This window comes from Stenotrophomonas sp. SMYL8 (assembly GCF_036320065.1).
GTDB classification, from domain to species: Bacteria; Pseudomonadota; Gammaproteobacteria; order Xanthomonadales; family Xanthomonadaceae; genus Stenotrophomonas; species Stenotrophomonas maltophilia_A.
Window position 1 is genome coordinate 174,446 of sequence record NZ_JAWIRR010000001.1, and the last position, 21,620, is coordinate 196,065.

Sequence of the window (21,620 nt, forward strand, 5' to 3'; positions counted from 1 at the left end):
ATATTGTATAGACATATAAGCACAGCCGCGTTGTGGATGCCATGCACGTCGATACCCTCTGGTCCAACGTTCACCTGATCACCCTCGACGGCGACGGCCTGGGCGTCATCCGCGATGGCGTGCTGGCCTGCGCCGACGGACGCATCGTCCACGTCGGCACCGCCGGCAGCGATGCCCACCTGCAACCGACCACCCGCATCGACGGCGAAGGCCGCTGGATCTCGCCGGGCCTGATCGACTGCCACACCCACCTGGTCTACGCCGGCAACCGCGCCAACGAGTTCGAGCAGCGCCTGCAGGGCGTCAGCTATGCCGACATCGCCCGTGCCGGCGGCGGCATCGTCTCCACCGTGCGCGCCACCCGCGCCGCCACGCCGGAACAGCTGGCCCGCGAAAGCCGCCCACGGTTGCTGGCGATGCGCGCCGAGGGCGTGACCACCCTCGAGATCAAGTCCGGCTACGGCCTGACCCTGCCCGACGAGCGCAAGCAGCTGCAGGTGGCGCGTGCGCTGGGCGAGGAATGCCGGGTCAACGTGGTGACCACCTTCCTCGGCGCACACGCGATTCCGCCGGGCCGCGAAGCACAGGAATACACCGACGAGGTGTGCAATGTGATGATTCCGGCCATCGCCGCCGAAGGCCTGGCCGAAGCAGTGGATGTGTTCTGCGAGAACATCGCCTTCTCGCCGGCGCAGGCACGGCAGGTTTTCGAAGCCGCGCACACACACGGACTGGCGATCAAGATCCACGCCGAGCAGCTGAGCAACCAGCATGGCGCCGAACTGGCCGCCAGCTTCGGTGCCCTCTCGGCCGACCATATCGAACACCTGGACGATGCCGGCATCGCCGCGATGGCCGCGGCCGGTACCGTGGCGGTGCTGCTGCCCGGCGCCTTCTATTTCACTCGCGATACCACGCTGCCGCCGATCGCCGCGCTGCGTGCGGCCGGCGTGCCGCTGGCGCTGGCCACCGACAGCAACCCGGGCACCTCGCCGCTGACCAGCCCGCTGCTGGCGATGAACATGGGCGCCACCCTTTTCCGCCTTACCGTGGACGAATGCATCGCCGGCTTCACCCGTGAAGCGGCGCGCGCGCTGGGCCATGGCAACCGCATCGGCCGCCTGGCCGTGGGCCTGGACTGCGACCTGGCGATCTGGGACATCGACGCCCCCGCCGACCTGGTCTATCGCATTGGATTCAACCCGCTGCACGCGCGCGTGGTGCGCGGACAGCCCGACCTGCCTGCCTCCTGGAGCAACACATGAGCAACACCCTGGTTCTTCGCCCCGGCCATGTCACCCTCGCCCAGTGGCGGCAGGTCTATCGCGGTGCGCCGCTTGCACTGGACCCGGCCGCGCTGCCGGTGGTGCGTGCCAGTGCCGCGACCGTGGCTGCCATCGTCGCCAAGGGCGCGCCGGTCTATGGCATCAACACCGGCTTCGGCAAGCTGGCCAGCGTGCGCATCGAGCGCGAGGACCTGGCCACCCTGCAGCGGAACATCGTGCTCTCGCACGCGGCCGGCGTCGGTGAGCCGATGCCGGCGAATGTGGTGCGACTGATGATGGCGCTGAAGCTGGTCAGCCTGGCGCAGGGCGCTTCGGGCGTGCGCGAGGAAACCCTGCTGCTGCTGGAAGCAATGCTGGTCAAGGGTGTGCTGCCGGTGGTGCCCGCACAGGGCTCGGTGGGTGCCTCGGGTGACCTGGCGCCGCTCTCGCACCTGGCCAGCGTGATGCTGGGCGTCGGCGAAGCCTTCATCGGTGACGAACGCCTACCGGCGGTCGACGCACTGGCACGTGTCGGCCTGCAACCGATCGAGCTGGGCGCGAAGGAAGGCCTGGCCCTGCTCAACGGCACCCAGTTCTCCACCGCCTATGCGCTGGCCGGCCTGTTCGAGATCGAAACCGTGTTCCAGGCCGCGCTGGTCACTGGTGCGCTGTCGGTGGAAGCAGCCAAGGGCTCGGATACCCCGTTCGACCCGCGCATCCATGCCATCCGCGGCCAGCGCGGGCAGATCGCCACTGCGGCCACGCTGCGCACGTTGATGCAGGGCTCGGACATCCGCGAATCGCACCGCGACAACGACGTGCGCGTGCAGGACCCGTACTGCCTGCGCTGCCAGCCGCAGGTGATGGGCGCAGCGCTGGACATCCTGCGCCAGGCTGCGACCACGCTGGAAATCGAAGCCAACGGCGTGTCCGACAATCCGCTGGTGTTCACCGATACCGGCGAGGCACTGTCAGGCGGCAACTTCCACGCCGAACCGGTGGCCTTCGCCGCCGACATGCTGGCGATGGCGGTGTGCGAGATCGGCTCGATCAGCGAGCGCCGCCTGGCGATGCTGGTGGACCCGGCGCTGTCCGGCCTGCCGGCGTTCCTGACCCCTCGCCCGGGCCTGAATTCCGGCTTCATGATTCCGCAGGTGACCGCCGCGGCGCTGGTCTCGGAAAACAAGCAGCGCGCCTACCCGGCCAGTGTTGATTCGATCCCGACCTCGGCCAACCAGGAAGATCATGTGTCGATGGCTGCGCACGGTGCGCGCCGCCTGATGCAGATGGCCGAGAACGCCGCCAACGTGATCGGCATCGAACTGCTGGCCGCTGCGCAGGGCTGCGACTTCCACGCGCCGCTGCGCTCCAGTGCCGCACTGGAAAGCGTGCGCGCCACCCTGCGCTCGCAGGTGCCGACGCTGGAAGAAGACCGCTACTTCCACCCCGACATGGTGACCGCCACGAATCTGGTGCGCAGTGGCGCGCTGGCGCAGGGCCTGGGCGATCTGTTGCCGACTGTGGAACCGCAGGCATGACGACCCTTCCTGAATGGTTGACGGTGCACGAGGGCGATGCCCCCCTCATCGTCAGCTTCCCGCATACCGGCAGCGAGCTGCCGCACGACCTGATCGGCGACTATCACTCGCCCTGGCTGGCACGCCGCGATGCCGACTGGTGGGTGCACGAGCTGTATGACTTCGTGCGCGGCATGGGCGCGACCACGGTGCGCTCAACGATCTCGCGTTCGGTGATCGACCTCAACCGCGATCCCAGCGGCGTGTCGCTGTACCCGGGCCAGAACACCACCGGCCTGTGTCCGCTGACGACCTTCGACAACCAGCCGCTGTACCACGCCGGGCACGAACCGGACGAAGCAGAAATCGCCCGTCGTCGCGACACGTATTTCCTGCCTTACCACGATGCGCTGGCTTCGCAGATCACGCGCCTGCGTGCACGCCACGGCACCGTGGTGGTGTACGACGCGCACTCGATCCGCTCGCATATCCCGCACCTGTTCGAGGGCGAACTGCCGCAGTTCAACCTGGGGACTGCTGGTCCGTCCGGCGCACCGGACACCTCCTGCGACAACACCCTGAGCGACGTGGTGGAGAACCTGATGAAGATCAGTGGCATGAGCCAGGTGCGCAACGGCCGCTTCAAGGGCGGCTGGATCACCCGCCACTACAGCAACGTCGCCGGCGGCGTGCACAGCCTGCAGATGGAACTGGCCTGCCGCGGCTACATGCACGAACCCCTGCCGGACCAGGTGGACGAGCACAGCTGGCCCACCCCGCTCGACCCCGACCACGCCGCACCGCTGCGCCACACCCTGGCGCAGGTGCTCAACGCCTGTCTTGAATTCGCTACGAACCGGAGCGCCGCATGACCCGCAACGACCCGACCCGCACCATTGCCGCGCCGACCGGCACCACGCTGAACGCCAAGAGCTGGCTGACCGAAGCGCCACTGCGCATGCTGATGAACAACCTGCATCCGGACGTGGCCGAACGGCCGCAGGAACTGGTGGTGTATGGCGGCATCGGCCGCGCCGCGCGCGACTGGGAGAGTTTTGATGCCATCGTCGAGACGCTCAAGCGCCTGGACGACGACCAGACCCTGCTGGTGCAGTCGGGCAAGCCGGTGGGCGTGTTCCGCACCCATGCCGATGCGCCGCGCGTGCTGATCGCCAATTCCAACCTGGTACCGCGCTGGGCCAACTGGGACCACTTCAACGAGCTGGATAAGAAGGGCCTGGCCATGTATGGCCAGATGACCGCCGGCAGCTGGATCTACATCGGCGCGCAGGGCATCGTGCAGGGCACCTACGAGACCTTCGTGGAGATGGGCCGCCAGCACTTCGGTGGCGACCTGACCGGCAAGTGGCTGTTCACCGGTGGCCTCGGTGGCATGGGTGGCGCACAGCCGCTGGCTGCCGTGATGGCCGGCGCCTCCTGCCTGGCCGTCGAATGCCGCAAGAGCAGCATCGACATGCGACTGCGCACCGGCTACCTCGACACCTGGACCGACAATCTGGACGAAGCGCTGCGCCTGATCGACGAATCGTGCAAGGCCGGTACGCCGAAGTCGGTGGGCCTGCTCGGCAATGTCGCCGATGTACTGGCTGAACTGCTCAAGCGCGGCGTGAAGCCGGACCTGCTGACCGACCAGACCTCCGCGCACGACCCGGTGAACGGCTACTTGCCGCAGGGCTGGACGGTCGAGCAGTGGGATGAGAAACGTGTCTCCGCGCCCAAGGAAGTGGAGAAAGCCGCGCGCGCGTCGATGGCCAACCACATCCGCGCCATGCTTGGCTTCCACGCGCTGGGCGTGCCGACCGTGGACTACGGCAACAACCTGCGGCAGATGGCACTGGAGGAAGGCGTGGCCAATGCCTTCGACTTCCCCGGTTTCGTGCCGGCCTACATCCGCCCGCTGTTCTGCCGCGGCATCGGCCCGTTCCGCTGGGCCGCACTGAGCGGCGATCCGGAAGACATCGCCAAGACCGATGCCAAGGTGAAGGAACTGATTCCGGACAACCCGCACCTGCACCGCTGGCTGGACATGGCTGCCGAGAAGATCAAGTTCCAGGGCCTGCCGGCGCGCATCTGCTGGGTCGGCCTGGGTGACCGTGATCGCCTCGGCCTGGCCTTCAACGAGATGGTGGCCAACGGCGAACTGAAGGCACCGGTGGTGATCGGCCGTGACCATCTGGACAGCGGCAGCGTGGCATCGCCGAACCGCGAAACCGAAGCGATGGCTGATGGCTCCGATGCGGTTTCCGACTGGCCGCTGCTGAACGCCCTGCTCAACACCGCCAGCGGCGCGACCTGGGTGTCCCTGCACCACGGCGGTGGCGTCGGCATGGGCTTCTCGCAGCACGCCGGCATGGTGATCGTCTGCGATGGCACCGAGGCCGCAGCCAAGCGGATTGGTCGGGTGCTGTGGAACGACCCGGCCACCGGCGTGATGCGCCATGCCGATGCAGGCTATGAAATCGCGATCGACTGCGCGAAGGAAAAGGGGCTGGATCTGCCGGGCATCCTTGGCTGATCGCAGGGGTGCCGGCCCGCGGCCGGCACTACCGGGAGGCACCTGACCGGGCCGGGCCGCGGCGGGGCGAAGAGTACCGGGGGGGGCCTCGGGGGGGCCTGTGGGGGGGCCCGGGGGGGGGCCGCCCCGCGCCCGCCACTACCGGAAGGCACCTGTAGAGCCGAGCCATGCTCGGCTCAATGCTTCCAGGGAAGGCAGCCAAGCATGGGCTCGGCTCTACATGATTGGGTCCTTCGGATCACTTCCGGGCCAGCGGTTTCACATTGTTCGCATAGCGTGGAAACGCAGGCGCGGCGAACTCCCTCAGCATGTGCAGGTGCGGCTGAAGCTTGAACCTGCGCAGATTGCCAATGGCTACTTCGCCGCCGCAAACCAGCGCTGGCTCAAAGCCATACATCTCATCCGCCATCAAGTGCCCGCAAGTGCTCACAACCCTGTCGAAAGGCAGCTCTTCGGCCCCATCCATCAGATCAAAGTCGTCAAGCTCCGCGCAAGCGAAGAATGCCTTGATGCCACCCTCCTGCCGTGCGAGAGGCTTGGGTCTCAAACAGTTCTGAAGAGCAAATACTTCACTGCGGATCGGATCGATGCTCACGCCAGCGCCTGATGCTTCGCCGCACAGGTAGAGCCGTCCAAACCCGCTTCTGGCAAACACATGGTAGGTATCGATCAGGGGAAATGGCGTACCAGACAACCACATGTGCATCAGGCCTTCGTAGTCCTCGGGATTCACCGTCCACAGCCGTCCATTGCCATAGTTCGCCCATCCATCCCGACGCCAATAGCTCAAGAGCGATTCAGGCAAGATGCCCGCCCACTTGGAGAACGCGGTCTCTGGCACCGGATCGTGTTCAGTTGCCTCACCGAAGCTCTCGATGAAGAGCGCGAAATCTTCATCATCTTCCATTGTCCCTCCCATCTTGGACTGTTTCGTCGGCGTGGACTGAGGCGCTCTTATATCTGGTGCTTCATCAGATTCTAAGAGCTGTTTACGACAGACCATTGGAAATTCATTCATTCACATTGCCGCCAGCCCCGCTTGACCCGCTCTCCCGCCGTGACCAACATGCGCCATCACCGCTGACGGATCACCGCGATGTACCGCACCCTTGCTGCCGCATTGCTCTGTGCCCTGTTCACCGTTCCGATCGCTTCTGCACGTAGCGCTCCCGGCACTCTCTCTGCTCAGCTCGACACCCAACTGCAGGCCAACCGCGAGCGCTACGGCATCGCCGGCCAGGCGGTACTGGTCGCGCACAATGGCCAGGTGCTGTACCAGGGCGCCAGCGGTGAACGTGATCCCGCTACCCATGCACCGGCCACCGTCGATACCATCTTCGCCGCGCAATCGATGGCCAAGCTGCTGACCAGCACGCTGGTGATGCAACTGGTGGATCAGGGCAAGGTGGATCTGGATGCGCCGGCCAGTCGCTATGTGCCGGACCTGCCATCAGCATGGCAGACCATTCACGTACGCGATTTCCTCAACCACAGCTCGGGTATCGGCGAGTATTACGACCGGGTGGACAACCGCTGGGTGAGCAAGGGCTACACCGGAGTGGCGCCGGACCTTGCAGCAGCGCTGAAGGTGGCCGGCGCGACACCGATGCAGTTCGCCGCCGGCAGCCGCGTGCAGTACACCCAGGCCAACTACCTGGTACTGACGGCGTTGCTGGAAGCGCACTACCGCAAGCCCTACCCGGCCATCGCGCGCGAACGCATCCTGCAACCGCTGAAGATGACCAGCACCTCGTGGGGCGTTGCCAGCGTGCCAGCCAAGCGCGCGGCGGTGCCTTACATCGGCAAGGACGGCCAGCTGCAGCCGGCCAATGAAGATGCCTGGCCGGACTACGGCTGGGGCCATGCCGATCTGCAGACCACCGTGGGCGACATGAACCGTTTCCTGCAGGCGCTGGCGAGCGGAAAGCTGGTGCGCACGGCGACCCTGGAAAGACTCTGGCAACCGCAGAAACTGAGCGGTGGCGGCAGCAATTTCTTCTCCACCGGTTGGGACACCACCCGAAGCGACGGCTACACCCAGGTCGGCCACGATGGTGGCACCCGTGTACGTGCGCGATTGGCCTACAAGGGCACGCTGGCCAGCGGCTACTGGGTGTTCGTGTACCTGACCAACGGCAGCGCCCGCAATGTCTGGTCCAGCACGCTGGTGGAGAGCATGATGGGGGTGGCCGCGCCCGGGGAGTTTCCGCATGCGGTGTTGTCCGAGCGGTTGATCGGCTATGCGCTGGATGACAGCACCGATGCGAAACCGCAGATGCGTAGCTGGCTGCGCGTCAGCAACGGCGTTCCCACCGGCGAACTGGAACGTGCGATCAATGCCGATGGCTATGCCATCCGCGAGAGTCTGGGTGCCAGCAAGGCACTGAAAGTGTTCGCGCTCAACGCCGAGTTGTATCCGGATTCGGCCAACGCGTGGGACAGCCTGGCCGAGTGCCATGCGGCATTGGGCGATAGGGAAGCGGCTGATCGGCTGTACGCGAAGGCCAAGGCGCTGGCGAAACCGGCTCTGTAGAGTCGAGCCGTGCTCGACTCCGGCACACAGAGGCAGTCGAGCAAGGCTCGACTCTACAGAAAGCGAAAGACAGTCGAGCAAGCTCGACTCTACAAGGAGCGCGGGCGGCCATACGCCGCCGATGGGTGACGTGGCGCGCGCGACCTGTTAACTTGCGCGCCACTTTCGTGGTTTACAGCATTCCCGCATGTCGCTCTCGTCGTACCGCCCCACCCGATCACTGCTGTTCCTGGCCGTTTCCCTCGGCCTTTCCTCCACCGCCGCTGCGGCCCCTCAGGCCACCACGCTGGATGCGGTGCAGGTCACCGCCGCCGATGCCAGCGCCCAGGCGCGCGAGGCGCTGAAGCGCGTACCCGGCGCCAGCAACGTCATCGACGTAGCCAAGGCCGACAGCCGCTTGTCCAGCAGTGCCGATGTGCTGGCCTACCAACCGGGCATCAGCGCGCAGTCACCGGGTAATGAGGGCACCAAGGTCTCGATCCGGGGCTCGGGCATCAACCGTGGCCCCGGCGCGCATGCCTCGGGTATTGCGGTGTCGATCGACGGCCTGCCGCTGACCGGCCCGGGCGGCACACCCTACGAACTGCTGGAACCGCTTTGGTTATCGCGCGTAGAAGTCCTGCGCGGCGCCAACGGTTTCGAGCGTGGCGCGCTGGCGCTGGGCGGGGCCATCGACTACGTCAGCCGCAGCGGCCGTGATTCGACGGGCGTGCAGCTGCACTACGAAGCCGGCAGCCGTGGCTACCAGAAGCGTGGGATCAGCTGGGGCGGCGTCAGTGGTGATGTCGACTACTTCCTGGCCTACACCGATACCGAATTCGACGGTTACCAGCGCCATGCGCGCGGCGATGGCAAGGGCGCGATGGCCAACATCGGCTGGCAGGTCACCCCCGATCTGCAGACGCGCTTCTTCGTGCGTTACCGCGAAACCAATCACGAAACACCCGGTCGCCTGACCCGCGACCAGATTCGCAACGACCCGCATGCAGCCAACCCGGCCAATCTGGCCATCGATGCGCGTCGCCCGCAGCCGGGCAGCACCTGGCTGGGCAACGTCACCACGCTGCAGATCGATGAGGATTCCTCGCTGCAGGCCGGGCTGGTCTACCACACGTACCCGATGGACTTGAACGAGAGCCTGTACCGCCAGCAGTTGGACTACGCCAACCTCAACGCCACGCTGGACTACCGCCACCGGCACCGGCTGTTCGGCCTGGACAGCGAAACCACGGTCGGCCTGCGCGTCACCCACGATCTGGACGCCGATGTGCGCGAGTCGCTGCGCTTTGCCAGCAACGGCTATGCCGCCGGTACGCGCACGCGTGACTTCCGCCACCACGGCACCGACAGCACGCTGCACGTCAGCAATACCCTCACCTTCAATGACCGCCTGCGCATGCAGACCGGGCTGGCACTGATCAACACCCGCCGCGATGTGCAGGTGACCTGGCCAAGCAGCGGTGGCCGCCTGCGCGACCACGACTGGGACTATGCGCCGCGACTGGGCTTCACCTGGCAGCACAGCGCCCAGACCCAGTGGTTCGGAAACCTAAGCCGCTCGGTGGAAGCACCGCACCCGTGGTCGATGATCTGGGGCTCGAACCAGTACTTCGGGCCGGGCAATGGCCCGTCCACCGGACGCCAGCGCACGCCGGTGCCGATGCAGAACCAGACCGCCACCACGCTGGAACTGGGCGCGCGCGGTGACGCGGCGCTGGGTCGCTGGGAACTGACCGGCTACTACGCGCACGTAAACCACGAACTGCTGAGCGTCGAGCTGCAGCCGGTGCCGAACCTGTTCATCGCCGAGAACAACGCCAGCCCCACCGTGCACCGCGGCATCGAAGCCGGATTGGACAGCACCCTGTGGCAGGCTGCACCGGGCCGCCTGTCGCTGCGTCAGGCGTACACCTTCAGCGACCTCCGCTATCGCCACGATGCGCGTTTCGGCAGCAACCGCCTGCCCGGCCTGCCGCGCCACGCCTACCAGGCCGAGCTGCGCTTCGATCACGCGTCCGGCCTGTACGCTGCGCTCAATACCGAATACGCCTCGCGCATCGCCGTGGACTACGCCAACAGCTATTGGGCCGACAGCCATGTGATCTTCGGCAGCCGCATCGGCTACGACGCACCCGGTGGCCGCTGGCAGGCCTGGGCGGAGATGCGCAACATCGGCAACCGCCACTACGCCGCCACGGTCACGCCGGGCTACAACGATGCCGGCAAGGATATTGCCCGCTCGACGCCGGGCGAAGGCCGTGGCATCTACGCTGGTGTGCGTTTGCGCTTTGACTGATGACCGCAGGCGGCGCCGGGTGTGATCCAGCGCCGCCGTTTCAATGTCAGCTGATGCGCCACGCCGGCAGGCGCTCGCTGCGTTTCCAGATGGAAGGCGCGAAGCCGATCAGCACCATCGCCGCCAGCCACTTCGGTGAGGTAGTGAGCAGTGTCGAGGTGAGCGAGCCATCGACGGGGGCGGCCATTTCCTGCCACGGGTTGTAGCCCAGGTAGACGATGCTGCCAGCCCACCACAGCAACGCCACACCGAAACCCACCAGCAACAGGGCCAGCGTGCGGCAGGTCCATCGTTGCGAGGTGGTGCCCCATTCGCGGGATACCGCCACCAGCAGGCCCACCACCAGCAGCGAAATCAGGGCCACCAGGCCGATATCGACCTTGGGCCCAATGCGCTCATAAGTGCAGGCGCGGCATTGCGCCTCTTCCGTAGCGGTGGTGGCGGCTTCGGCGCCATCGGCCTGCCCGGCTGCAGGCTGTGCCAGTGCTGCAAACGGCAACAACACCGCCAGCAGCACCAACATGGTCCAACGAAACAACGTCCTGTTGCGGTGTGCAGCGACATCCATGCGCTCTTCCTCGTCAGTGGTGGTTGACAGCCGGCCACATACCTTGGCCTTGGCGCGGATCATAGCGCAGGGTAGGCCAGGAACGAAAAACTGGGCTCGGCCATCCACATGCGCCGCTACAGTGCCCGAAATGCCTGGGCCAGACTGACCGCACCTAGTGCCAGCTCCTGTGCGAGCCATCCAACAACGGTGAAAAACACCAACAACCCGAGCAGCGGCCAGATCGTGTGCGTCACGCATACGCGCCACCATCCCTGCTCCCGCATGCCCTGCATGCGCCGGTACAGGCCTCCGGCGATGGCCGCGTCCACCAGCAGCTCAGCCATCAGCACTGGCGCCGACCACACAATCCACACGCTGGCCAGCAGAACGGTCGCCACCAGCGCGACGAGGCCGAGGATCGCGAGCAACGGCAGGCCCGCTTCGTCTTCGGCCAGGCCGGTCAACGGCAGCTCACTGGCATCGCCGCCGCTGACCCGCGCCGACTCATTCCACGAAGCTGACGCGCCGCCACCTCCAGAACGGCCACCGACGCCGCTCCACGGTGATTCCACGGCACTTCCGCGAGGCGATGGGCTGCAACTGCCCACATCCGGCGACAGGCCATCCAGCACGTTGTCCCAGCGCCAGCGGATCCAGATCCACATCAGCAGCAGGAATACGCCATAGGCCAGCAGCACGGCCATCGGGTAGCGCAGCAGCATCGCGTCGATACCGGCCAGACGCAGCAGGTGCGAGGCGAGGAAACCGGCCGCACCGGTCAGGGCCACGATCAGCGCCATCTGCAGGCGCGGCCAGCCGAGCTGCTGCAGATGCTGCCGCGCGCGCACGACTTCACTGCCGCGATTAGCCGGCAGCTTCAATGGGCTGCGTGTAAAGAAACGGGTGCGTTTCATCGGCGCCGCTGGATGCCGCAGATCGTGCAGCGTGGAAGCTCGAAAACCTGATACTGCATGCGGACGTCCTTGCCGGGCACGCGTAAGCGGTGGTGGGCGGATTCTACCGCGGGCAGGTCCGCTGTCCAGACGGCGGACCTGTGCCATCGATCCTCAGCTGCGGTCGATGATCCGCACGATGCGACCGTCCTCAAAAGCGAACTCGCTGCGTCCCTGCAGGGCCAGTTCCGTGCCCGCACTGGGACCATCGGGAATGTCCTGCGCGAACACGCCACGCCAGCCGATCCTGGCCAGCGCCATGCCATCCTCGAAGGTCAACTCGAGCAACCGCTGCTCGCGCTCGCGGAACAACGGCGCCGATTGCCGTGCCAGTTCGCCGAAGGCATCGATGCCTTCGGTGACCATCGTCAGCTGGCTGCCGCTGTGGTTCTCGAAACGCACGTTATGCGCCAGCACCGCCAGCATGGCGTCGATGTCGAAGCGGTTGTAGGCCTGCAGGTAGTGCTCGATCAGGTGACGGCAGTGCGATTCGTCCATGGCGGCGTCCAGTCAGGGCCTGCGCCGAGTCTCCCGCGACCGTGCCGCCGGATCAAGGCCGCGCGGCGGCCTTCAGCAACTGCGCGGCCACCTGGTCGAACGGGGCGATGTCCTGCAGTGCGCGGCACATCGCCACCGCACCTTCCACGCTGGCGATCACCAGACTGGCCAGCCCACCCGCGGCGGCCGGATCGTGTCCGTCGTCGACGAACGCTGCGGCCAGATGGCCCTGCCAGCGCGCGAATACCTCTGCAGCTGCCGCGCGCGGCTGGCTGTGCACCGCGTCAACCGGCTCCTCCACCGCAGCGGCCAGCACCGGGCAGCCGGCGCGGAACCCGGAGCGCAGCAGGCGCTCGCGCCACATCGTCAGGAACTGCTGCAGGCCCTGCACCGCCCCGCCCTTCAGCAGCTCCACCAACAACGCTTCGACCTTGTCGCCGGCCATATGGGTGGCACGCGCCAACAGCTCCTGCTTGCCGCCGGGAAAGTGGTGATAGGTGGAGCCCAGCGGCGCCTCGGCAAGCTTGGTGACCTCACGGATGCTGGTGGCATTGAGGCCCACACGCGCCAGCATCTGTGCCGCAGCATCAATCACGCGTTGTGGCGCATCAGAGGGACGCGGGCTCACGGCAGGCTCCTTGCCAGGACAGTCGTCATAGATTAGCGTACCGGCGATTCTATAACAGTCGTCATAACCATGAATCTCTGGTTCCGCCTGCTCCACCTGCTCCTGTGCAGCCTGTTCCGGCCCAAGCTGGAGGCCCCGTTCGGGGTCTCGCGGCTGCAGTTCCGGGTACTGCCCAATGACCTGGACAGCAACCTGCACATGACCAACGGCCGCTACTGGAACATCTTCGACCTGGGCCGGCTGGACCTGATCCTGCGCATGGGCCTGGGCCGGGTGGCGCTGCGCGAGAAGTGGGCACCGATCGTCGGCGCCGGCACCATCCAGTTCCGCCGCGAGCTGAAGCCATTCCAGCGCTTCACCCTGGAAACGCGGCTGGTCGGCTGGGTCGGCTCGCGCGGGATCATGGAGCAACGCGTACTGATCGGGCCCGAGCAGAAGATCGCCACCCGTGCACTGCTGGTCACCGGCATCTACGACCGCCGCGCACGGCAGTTCCTGGGTATGCCGAAGATGATGGAAGCGATCGGCGTGGTCGCCCCGCCGTCGCCGCCGCTCAGTGCGGCCGCCGAGGCGCTGCTGGCTGCCGATGCGGCGTTGAAACAGGACGACGCCTGAGAGGCGTCAGCCCACCTTCGGCATGTTCTTGGTCACGCAATGGATGCCGCCACCGCCGCCCGCGATGGCATCGATATCCACCTGCTCGATCACGCGGCCGGGATACATGTCTTCCAGTAGTTCACGGCAGAATCCATCGGCTTCGTCGTCTCCGAACTGCGGCGCGACCACTGCGCCGTTGATCGGCAGGTAGTTGATGTAGCCCATCGCCAGATCGTCGTTGTCGCGCGTATGCACGTTGTCGCGCCCGTCCAGCGGCGGCGGCAGCGTATGCACCTGCAGGCGACGGCCATCGGCATCGGTGGCCCCGCGCAGGATCCGCAGATGCTCGCGGGTCAGGTCGTAATCGTAGGACTCCGGATCGTTGTCCAGATTGGCGATCACCACGCCCGGCCGCACGAAACGCGCATAGAAGTCCACGTGCGCATCGGTGATGTCCTTGCCGGCGATGCCGGGCAGCCAGATCACCTTGCGCAGGCCCAGGTGATGCTTCAGCTCGGCCTCGATATCCGCGCGCGACCAGTCCGGATTGCGGTTGCGGTTGACCCAGCAGCTTTCGGTGAGGATGGCCGTGCCATGGCCATCGACTTCGATGCCACCGCCCTCGCCCACCAGATCGCTTTCCAGCAGCGTCGCGCCAGTCACCTGCGCCAGCCACGGCGCCACCGCGCCATCGTTGCGCGCGCTCTGCTTGCCGCCCCAGCCATTGAAGTTGAAGTCGACCAGGCCCAGCCCGCCCTGGCCATCGGTGACGAAGCACCCACCATAGTCGCGCACCCAGATGTCATCCAGCGGCACCTCGAGGAACTCGATGTTGTCGCGGCCACAGCGATCCTGCGCCTGCTTCAACTGCGCCGGGCGGCACAGCACGCTGACCGGCTGGTGGCGGGCGATGGTACGGGCCAACCGCGCCACGGCGGTGTTCACCGCATCGGCTTGCGCGCCCCACACCCGCGGCTGCGCGGCGAAGGCAAGGAACACGCGTTCCTGTGGGCCATGTTCATCGGGCATGCGCCAGATGCCTGCACCCGGCGCCGCCGCCGCCACGCGACCCGGCAGCCCGGCCAGACCCAGAGCGGCCAGGCCGCCAAGGCCGGCGGCGCCCGCCAGCTGGGTGAGGAAGTGACGACGGTTGCTCATGACAGGCTCCATGGCCGGTGTGGGATGGGCGCTATGCTGCGCTTGCCGACACATAAGAAAAAACGATAGATTCAGCCATCCAATGAATAGTTTTACTTATCTGAAATGCTCAAGCACTGGCCACCGCTGAACGCCCTGCGGGGTTTCGAGGCTGCCGCCCGGCTGGGCAGTTTCCACCGTGCGGCGGGGGAACTGCACCTGACCCAGTCGGCCATCAGCCAGCAGATCCGGGGTCTGGAAGCGTCGCTGCAGCAGCCGTTGTTCTTCCGGCAGGGCCGCAGCGTCACCCTCACCGATGCCGGCATCGACCTGCTGGAAACAACGCAGGCGCTGCTGCGGCAGCTGGCCAGCGGCATCCGCCGGCTCGATCAGTACCGCAAGCCCAATCAACTGATCGTCAACGCCAGCCCGGCCTTTGCTCGGCATTGGCTGGTGCCACGCCTGGCCAGCTTTCACCGGCTGCATCCCGACGCCGATCTGTGGCTGCTGACCAGCGAGGAAGCGCCGGACATGACCACGCAGACGCTGGACGTAGCGGTACGTGATGACCTCGACTCACAGGCGCAGTGCCAGCATCGCGTGCTGCTGCAGGATCGTCTCTATCCAGCCTGCCATCCGGCCCTGCTCGCCACACCGGCGCACGAACGCCTCACCCTGCATGGCGAGCGCGAGATGGACTGGAGCCAATGGCAGGTACAGGGTGGCGCCGATGTCGGCCAGCGTCGCGAGGGAATGAATTTCTCCGAGCCCGGGCAGTTGCTGGATGCCGCGTGCCAAGGGCTGGGCATCGCACTGGTCAGCGAACTGCTGAGCGCGCGTGCGTGCGAACAAGGCCTGCTGCAACCATTGGATGATGCACGCGTGCGCGGCCCGCGCTGGAGCTGGCTGGTGCATGAGGACAGCGCGGCCGATCCGCTGGTGATCAGTTTCTGTGAGTGGTTGCTGGCGAGTCTGCCCGCAGAAGCTACTTCTGCTGCAGCGCGCGCTTGACCGCCGCCTCGGCCAACGGCGCCATCACCGCATAGCCCTTCGCCGTAGGATGCACGCCGTCCTCCGCCAACTGCGGGTCCAGTCCGCCGATCGCATTGGCCATCGGCGTGTAGTAGTCCAGATAGACCAGCTGCTGTGCATCGGCATAGCGCTTCAATGCCGTGTTCAATGCACGCACCTTGGGCGCAGGTGCTGTGCCCGGCAGCCACGGGTAATCGCTGACCGGCAGCACTGATGCCAGTACTACGGCGATGCCATGTGCACGGGCAAGGTCCACCATCGCGTGCAGGTTATCTTCGATCATCGCCTGCGTGGATGGGCCAGTGTTGCCTGCAATGTCGTTGGTGCCGGCCAGGATCACCACCACCTGTGGCTTCAGTGCCAGCACGTCCTGCGGGAAACGCACCAGCATCTGCGCCGTGGTCTGGCCGCTGATGCCGCGGTTGAGCCAGCCCTTGCCGGGGAAGAAACCGGCACTGCCTTCCCTGCCCCAACCTTCGGTGATGGAGTCACCGAAGAACACCACGCGCGGCTGGCCGGGCACCGCATCAGGTAGGCGCGCATTGGCATCACGATAGCGTTGCAGCTCCGGAAAATCGGCCAGGCGCTGCTGCATGAAACGAACCTCGTCGGGGCGCAACTGGTCGATGGGCGTCTGCAGCAGCGGATTGACTGCGACGACTTCGGCGGCACCCAGCGGAGAAGCCAACGCGAGGCCCAACGTCACGACAGTGGCAGTGGCAAGCTCAACAGGTCCACGCATGCGGGTACTCCTGAAATCATCTTCAGCAGTCTAACGCCCCACCCCGTGCTCAGCGTGCAGCCGTACGCGCCGCCACACCCGTGACTTTCGCCGGCATCCACATACCCGGCGTCCAGCCGCTGGCGGCCAGGATCGCCTTCGGGTTGTCCTGCTGGATCAGCGCACGCACCGCGTCACGCTTGTTCTTGGCCTGCAGGTAATAGGCCTTGGCGATGCGGTATCCCACCCAGTACCCGAGGTCATAGGGTTCCTGCGAACCGGGCTTGTAGTTGTACAGCCACGGCGACAGATCGGTGCTGTCCAGATCCAGCGCGAATGCGCTCTCGATATGCACTTCCCTGCCGCGCGTCCACGCCGCATGTCGCCCGTTGCCGACGTTGCCGGAAATCAGTTCGGCGATGAACTCAGCAATGCCCTCGCCCAACGAAACACGCAGCACCGTCGCATGCGGGTCGCCCGGCTCGAAGTCGGTCAGGCCGGTCTGCTGGATGTGCACGTACTCGTGCGCGATCACATGCACGAAGCGGTCCTGCACATTGGGATTCATGAAATCGGCTGCGCACAGCGCTTCCAGGCCGATGATCACGCCGCTTTTCGAGGTCAACCCTACCGGACGACCACGGCCGACGGCGATGGTCACCGGCGGAAACGCAGCCTGCGGATAGATGGCCTGCAGGTTGGAAAACACCTGCGTCAGACGTTGTTTCACCGCCGGCAGTTCGGCCAGGCAGCTTCGCCCCTGCACATACAGCTCCGGCTGGCTGGCGATGGACTCGGCAATGCGCTCGGGGGTGACCCGGCGCGCCTTGGCCAGCTCGGCCAGGCCCGCCGAACCCTCGGCCATGTAGCCACGCAACTGCGCAACGCTGGGTTTGCCACCTGCGTTGTCGTACAGCGCGTAGAAACGGCTGACATCGTCAGTGACAATCTGCGGCCCGGCCGGTGCCGCCGCCGTGGCCATGCCAACCACCCCGGCACAGGCCAGGGCCAACAGGCCGCGCAGGGTCATGGACATCGCTCCGTCCTTGGTGGAGTGCATGCGAAGCGCGCAATCTATCACTCCGACCCGGCCGCCGCAGCAAGCAGATGCGGGCACCCCGGCGCTGTGCCAGACTCGCGTTGGCACCTGCCACGGAAGATAGAGCACCCCGCGATGATGATCGTTCCCGCCTACTGGGCCGAAGCCCGCCTGCAGGCCCGTTTCCGTGGCCGGCCGGTGGTGGTGCGCCGCTTCGGCTGGTCCGACGAAGGCCCTGCCGAGGCGCAGGTGCACGCCGACCGCCGCGCCAATGAAGCCCTCAATGCCATCCTCGCCGGACAGGTGCTGCCGCGTCGCGAAGTGCGCAGCAACTACGGCGTGGAAGGCGTGCCGATCCGCGAGCAGATCGTGCAGCGCGACGGCGACGTCGTCATAACCCGCAACAGCTATGGCGCACTGTGCCTCAACAGCCCGGACGTACTGTTCGCCGACATCGACCATGCGCAGCCGCCAGCCGGCTGCGTGATGCCGACCATCGTTGCGGCGGTCGTGCTGCTTGCCGGCGCCGTCACCGGCACGCTGCTGTGGCATTGGCTGGTGGGACTGGTGCTGGGCGTGGCGGCGGTGGTTCTGGTCAATGCGGCATTGCTGATGCGCCGCAGGCAGCGGCTGGCCGCCGCCGGGGGCGCCGAGGGGTTGGCGCTGCGACGCGTGGAAGCCTTCAGCGAACAACACCCCCACTGGCATCTGCGCGCCTACCGGACGCCTGCGGGACTGCGCGTACTGGCGATGCATGCCACGTTCTCCCCGGAGGACGAGCAGCTGCAGGCATTCTTCAAGGCACTGGGCACCGATACCCTGTACGCGCGCATGTGCCGGCTGCAGCATTGCTTCCGTGCGCGACTGACACCGAAGCCGTGGCGCGTCGGCCTGAAGTACCGCATCCGCCCGCCAGTGGCCGCGTGGTCATCCGAACAGGCCAACAATCCGGATCGATTGGCCTGGATTGCCGAGTACGAAAAGAAGAGCGCCGGCTTCGCAGCCTGCGCTTATCTACGCAGTTTCGGCGATACCACCCGGGTGCATGCCAAGGCCGAGCACGTGCGCGATCTGCATGACCGGATGTCGCACGCGCAGGACCGCCTACCGCTGGCGTGAGGGCGGGTGCTCAATCAGCGCTCTGCACGAACGGCTGCCCTGCCAGGGTAGTGCCCAGCCGCACCGCAATCTGCTGTTCACCCTTCTCGAAGGTCGTCGCGCACTGCTTCCCGCCCTTCTGGCACCCCACTTCCGGAAAGCCCTCCAGCGATTCCGGCGCGCCCTGCGCCGGCTTCACCTGCCATCCCGCAGCATCCAGCAGGCGCTTGGCCTTGGCGTAGGGCATGCCGGCGATGATCCCCAGCTGCGCCAGCTCGGTGGGCAGCGACTGGGCATGGGCGTTTGAAACCAGGACCAACGACAACGTTGCAGCAAGAACGATGGCTTTCATTGCACCGACCCGGGACGAACTCACAGGGCCAGCCTAGCCCATCTGCGTGGCACGCGAATGTGCCGGTAACACGTCGTTACCGAGTCTCCACAGTTGATTGCAGAGCACGTGCGGCTGGTTACAGCCGAGCGTGGGCTCGGCGCTACAGCAGGATGCAGGAAGGCCACCCAGAGGTGGCCTTCCTGTTCCTTCACTTGGCGTTCTTCACGTAGGTGTCGAACCAGTTCAGCATCTCCGACACCAGCTGCTCGTTGGACTCCAGCGCGGTGTACCAGTGCGGTTCGTTCGGCAGCATCACCAGGCGGGTGGTACCGCCGTTGCCACGAATGGCCTGGTAGAGCTTGCGCGACTGGAACGGTTCGGTGCCCGGGTTGGCATCGTCCTCACCGTGCACCAGCAGCAGCGGCAGCTTGATCTTGTCGGCATAGAAGAACGGCGAGGCCTTCAGGTACACGTCCTGCGCCTGCCATACCGAGCGACGCTCGTTCTGGAAGCCGAACGGGGTAAAGGTCTTGTTGTACGAACCGCTGGTCGCCACACCGGCCTTGAACAGGTTGGTGTGCGCGATCAGGTTGGCGGTCATCAGGCCGCCGTGGCTGTGACCGGTCACGCCGATGCGGTTGCGGTCGACCACGCCCATGTCCACGGCCTTGTCCACCGCTGCCTTGGCGTCGGCTTCCAGCTGCTCCAGGTAGGTGTCGTAGGCGTTCTTCGGGTCACCTACGATCGGGAACGAGGCATTGTCGATGATCGCGTAGCCGGCCAGCAGCATCAGGCGGTACGGCTGCAGGCGGGTGAAGGTCTGCTGCGAACCGGACACCTGGCCGGCCTGCGCGGCATTGGCGAAGTCGGCCGGGTAGGCGTACAGGATCGCCGGCACGCGCTGGCCCTCCTTGTAGCCCGGCGGCGTGTACAGGGTGAACGACAGGTCCACGCCATCGGCACGCTTGTAGGTCACCAACTGCTTCTTGATCTGGCGCACTTCCGGGGTCGGGTCGACCAGTTTGGTCAGCGCGGTCGCGGTGGACGCGAACTGCGCCTCGCCGGTCTTCGCATCGGCCACTGCCTCCCCCTGCTGGCGGATGAAGGCGTTCGGCGGATCGATCACCGACTGGTGCCAGGTCAGGTAGCGCCCCGGCGTGTTGCTGAAGCCGAGGAACTGTTCGTAGGCGTCGGCACTGCTACGGAACAGGCGCTCGCTCTTCAGCGTGCCCTGGTCCAGGCGGTCGAGGAACGGACGATCGCCCTGCGGCGAGGCGCCACGGCCGCTGAGGAACACGTGGTTGCCCTCACGGCGCACGACCTGCGCGCCATTCGGCAGGCGGGTGAACACGAGGTTGCCGGGGTTGCCGTACAGCTCATCGCTGGACATGTCCCACAGCAGGCGACCTTCCTTCTTCGGCTGGTCCACGTCGACGATGCGGGTCTGCATCCAGTGACGGTTCTCGTCGTGCTCGTACTGGAAGGCTACGGCCGGATCGGCGGTCCACGCGAAGCCCTCGAATCGCTGCGCGGTACGGGTGATCTCGGTCGGCCTGCCGTTGAACGGGGCCTTCAGCATCAGTACGCGGTCACGGTGCGGCACGCTGACTTTCCAGTCGCCCTTGTCCAGCGCTTCGGCATAGACCAGGGTCGCCGGATCGGTGGCTCGCCAGTCGAAACCGCGCGGGCCTTCCGGTACGCCGTGCACCGGCACGCGATCCGCCAGCGGCAGGCTGGCGATCGGCGTGCTGCGGCCATTGCTCACGTCCAGTACGGCCACATCATTGGCGAAGCGCTGGTAGGTCACCGCATGTGAGTACGGCGCCTTGATCGATTCGGTCAGCACGTGCACGCCATCGGGCGCGGCGCTGACCTCGTTGAACAGCGCAGGCTGCCCCACCGGGCGCACGCTGCCCGCGGCGGTATCGACCACGGCCAGCTGCGAGGCACCGTAGTAGGCGAACAGCTTTTCATCATGCACGCTGGTCAGCGTGTCGCGGGCTTCGTAGGTGCTGCTCTCGCCACTGCTGCCCAGCGATTCCTGCGCATCCGGACCGGTCGGCACGCCACCGTTGGACGGCGCCGGACCCTGATTGGCCGGCACCAGTTTCACCAGCAGGTTCTGGCTGCCACCCAGCCACTGCACGGTGTAGCCGAAGATCGGATTCAGCTGTACGTTCGGCACCTGCTTCACCTGGCCGGTGGCCGCATCGCCCACCCACAGCTGCACGCTGGTATCGACCGCATTCTGGAAGGCGAAATGGCTGCCGTCGGCCGACCACAGCGCGCCAGTGGCGCAGCCCTGCGGCAGGTTGACCTTGGTCTCCTTGCCGCTGCCGATATCGACCAGGGTGAAGTCGGCCACGCAGGCCGGAATACCGTAGCCGCCGGGGGTGTCATGCCGACTGCGGTTCTTCGGCTCCAGCCGAACGCCGGCCAGCTTCAGGTACGGCTGGGCGACGCGGCTGATCGACGGATAGGTCTGCGCGGTGGTCAGCAGCAGGCGCTGGCCGCCCGGGGCCACGTTCGGTGCTGGCGGCGGCGGTGCCTTCAGCACCTTGAGCAGGTGCTCCGGCGGCTTCGCGTAATCGGCAAGCGCCGGGCCAGCGGCCAGCAGGCCGACGGTGGCAACGGCAACGGCCGCTGCCAGAGAGGTTCGACGGATCAGCATCCTTATCCCCTGGGGTGTGAATGGGTACCCGGAATCGGGCATGGCCCCGAATCTAGCACCGCAGGGGTTGTCGTGAATGGGCCGGAAGGGCTAGTGGCCGGATGGGGCAAAGTGCATCGGAGAACACGCCGCGGGGCACTCAAGAAAGAACCGAAGCTGGCTCCAGGCAACGATCTACTGCCGCTTCCCGGGAGAGATGGCTCCTTTAGCCACGA

Annotated in this window: 19 protein-coding genes; 9 read left to right on the top strand and 10 right to left on the bottom strand. The window is 66.2% G+C overall.

The features are described 5' to 3' along the window. Positions 1-41 precede the first annotated feature (41 nt). The 4 genes from hutI to hutU are packed head-to-tail and all read left to right on the top strand — an operon-like array spanning position 42 to position 5,318. The gene (hutI, locus tag V3B25_RS00990) at positions 42-1,265 is read left to right on the top strand and encodes an imidazolonepropionase (RefSeq protein ID WP_049422108.1); all 1,224 of its coding nucleotides are present in this window, start codon (positions 42-44) and stop codon (positions 1,263-1,265) included. After that, positions 1,262-2,803: a histidine ammonia-lyase gene (hutH, locus tag V3B25_RS00995; protein ID WP_329809844.1), complete on the top strand. Its 1,542-nt coding sequence runs from the start codon at positions 1,262-1,264 to the stop codon at positions 2,801-2,803. Before hutI ends, hutH begins: the two co-directional genes overlap by 4 nt. Continuing rightward, a complete protein-coding gene (hutG, locus tag V3B25_RS01000) occupies positions 2,800-3,654 on the top strand; it encodes an N-formylglutamate deformylase (protein ID WP_049422106.1) in 855 nt (284 codons plus the stop codon). Before hutH ends, hutG begins: the two co-directional genes overlap by 4 nt. Then, the gene (gene hutU, locus V3B25_RS01005; protein ID WP_049399643.1) at positions 3,651-5,318 is read left to right on the top strand and encodes a urocanate hydratase; all 1,668 of its coding nucleotides are present in this window, start codon (positions 3,651-3,653) and stop codon (positions 5,316-5,318) included. The genes hutG and hutU overlap by 4 nt, the downstream gene beginning before the upstream one ends. A gap of 238 nt (positions 5,319-5,556) precedes the next feature. Here hutU and V3B25_RS01010 read toward each other — a convergent pair whose 3' ends face one another. Further along, a complete protein-coding gene (locus V3B25_RS01010; protein ID WP_049422136.1) occupies positions 5,557-6,225 on the bottom strand; it encodes a GAD-like domain-containing protein in 669 nt (222 codons plus the stop codon). 189 nt (positions 6,226-6,414) lie between these two features. Here V3B25_RS01010 and V3B25_RS01015 point away from each other — a divergent pair, with 189 nt between their 5' ends. Together V3B25_RS01015 and V3B25_RS01020 are read left to right on the top strand one after the other, a co-directional pair. Continuing rightward, complete coding sequence (locus V3B25_RS01015; RefSeq protein ID WP_154352892.1) at positions 6,415-7,851, top strand: serine hydrolase domain-containing protein; 1,437 nt, start codon at positions 6,415-6,417, stop codon at positions 7,849-7,851. 187 nt (positions 7,852-8,038) lie between these two features. Then, positions 8,039-10,147 carry a TonB-dependent receptor gene (locus V3B25_RS01020; RefSeq protein WP_329809845.1) on the top strand — a complete coding sequence of 703 codons (2,109 nt, stop codon included), beginning with the start codon at positions 8,039-8,041 and terminating at the stop codon, positions 10,145-10,147. Between the two features lie 46 nt (positions 10,148-10,193). Here the strand turns inward: V3B25_RS01020 and V3B25_RS01025 are convergent, their stop codons facing one another. The 4 genes from V3B25_RS01025 to V3B25_RS01040 form a co-directional block, all read right to left on the bottom strand. Continuing rightward, entirely contained in the window at positions 10,194-10,715 is a 522-nt protein-coding gene (locus V3B25_RS01025; protein WP_049422135.1) for a hypothetical protein, read from the bottom strand. A gap of 116 nt (positions 10,716-10,831) precedes the next feature. Further along, the gene (locus tag V3B25_RS01030; protein WP_329809846.1) at positions 10,832-11,611 is read right to left on the bottom strand and encodes a hypothetical protein; all 780 of its coding nucleotides are present in this window, start codon (positions 11,609-11,611) and stop codon (positions 10,832-10,834) included. 153 nt (positions 11,612-11,764) lie between these two features. Beyond that, on the bottom strand, positions 11,765-12,148 hold the full coding sequence (locus tag V3B25_RS01035; protein ID WP_049463189.1) for a nuclear transport factor 2 family protein: 384 nt from the start codon (positions 12,146-12,148) through the stop codon (positions 11,765-11,767). A gap of 52 nt (positions 12,149-12,200) precedes the next feature. Then, positions 12,201-12,776 carry a TetR/AcrR family transcriptional regulator gene (locus V3B25_RS01040; protein WP_329809847.1) on the bottom strand — a complete coding sequence of 192 codons (576 nt, stop codon included), beginning with the start codon at positions 12,774-12,776 and terminating at the stop codon, positions 12,201-12,203. 69 nt (positions 12,777-12,845) lie between these two features. On the opposite strand from V3B25_RS01040, the gene V3B25_RS01045 reads away from it, so the two are divergent. Then, entirely contained in the window at positions 12,846-13,391 is a 546-nt protein-coding gene (locus V3B25_RS01045; protein ID WP_049397600.1) for a thioesterase family protein, read from the top strand. Between the two features lie 6 nt (positions 13,392-13,397). Here V3B25_RS01045 and V3B25_RS01050 read toward each other — a convergent pair whose 3' ends face one another. Continuing rightward, positions 13,398-14,531: an agmatine deiminase family protein gene (locus V3B25_RS01050; RefSeq protein WP_065724465.1), complete on the bottom strand. Its 1,134-nt coding sequence runs from the start codon at positions 14,529-14,531 to the stop codon at positions 13,398-13,400. Between the two features lie 105 nt (positions 14,532-14,636). On the opposite strand from V3B25_RS01050, the gene V3B25_RS01055 reads away from it, so the two are divergent. Continuing rightward, positions 14,637-15,521 carry a LysR substrate-binding domain-containing protein gene (locus tag V3B25_RS01055; RefSeq protein WP_329809848.1) on the top strand — a complete coding sequence of 295 codons (885 nt, stop codon included), beginning with the start codon at positions 14,637-14,639 and terminating at the stop codon, positions 15,519-15,521. Here V3B25_RS01055 and V3B25_RS01060 read toward each other — a convergent pair. Both V3B25_RS01060 and V3B25_RS01065 read right to left on the bottom strand, forming a co-directional pair. Continuing rightward, complete coding sequence (locus V3B25_RS01060; RefSeq protein WP_329809849.1) at positions 15,496-16,284, bottom strand: SGNH/GDSL hydrolase family protein; 789 nt, start codon at positions 16,282-16,284, stop codon at positions 15,496-15,498. The genes V3B25_RS01055 and V3B25_RS01060 overlap by 26 nt on opposite strands. Positions 16,285-16,333: 49 nt before the next feature. After that, positions 16,334-17,299, bottom strand: coding sequence for a DUF2268 domain-containing putative Zn-dependent protease (locus tag V3B25_RS01065; RefSeq protein WP_329809850.1), 966 nt, complete (start codon positions 17,297-17,299; stop codon positions 16,334-16,336). A 138-nt stretch (positions 17,300-17,437) separates the two neighbouring features. Here V3B25_RS01065 and V3B25_RS01070 point away from each other — a divergent pair, with 138 nt between their 5' ends. Beyond that, positions 17,438-18,421: a hypothetical protein gene (locus V3B25_RS01070; protein ID WP_329809851.1), complete on the top strand. Its 984-nt coding sequence runs from the start codon at positions 17,438-17,440 to the stop codon at positions 18,419-18,421. A 10-nt stretch (positions 18,422-18,431) separates the two neighbouring features. Here V3B25_RS01070 and V3B25_RS01075 read toward each other — a convergent pair whose 3' ends face one another. Both V3B25_RS01075 and V3B25_RS01080 read right to left on the bottom strand, forming a co-directional pair. Continuing rightward, positions 18,432-18,752, bottom strand: a complete 321-nt coding sequence (locus tag V3B25_RS01075; RefSeq protein WP_005410210.1) for a hypothetical protein — start codon at positions 18,750-18,752, stop codon at positions 18,432-18,434. Between the two features lie 190 nt (positions 18,753-18,942). Continuing rightward, positions 18,943-21,405, bottom strand: a complete 2,463-nt coding sequence (locus V3B25_RS01080; protein WP_329809852.1) for a prolyl oligopeptidase family serine peptidase — start codon at positions 21,403-21,405, stop codon at positions 18,943-18,945. Between the last annotated feature and the right edge of the window lie 215 nt (positions 21,406-21,620).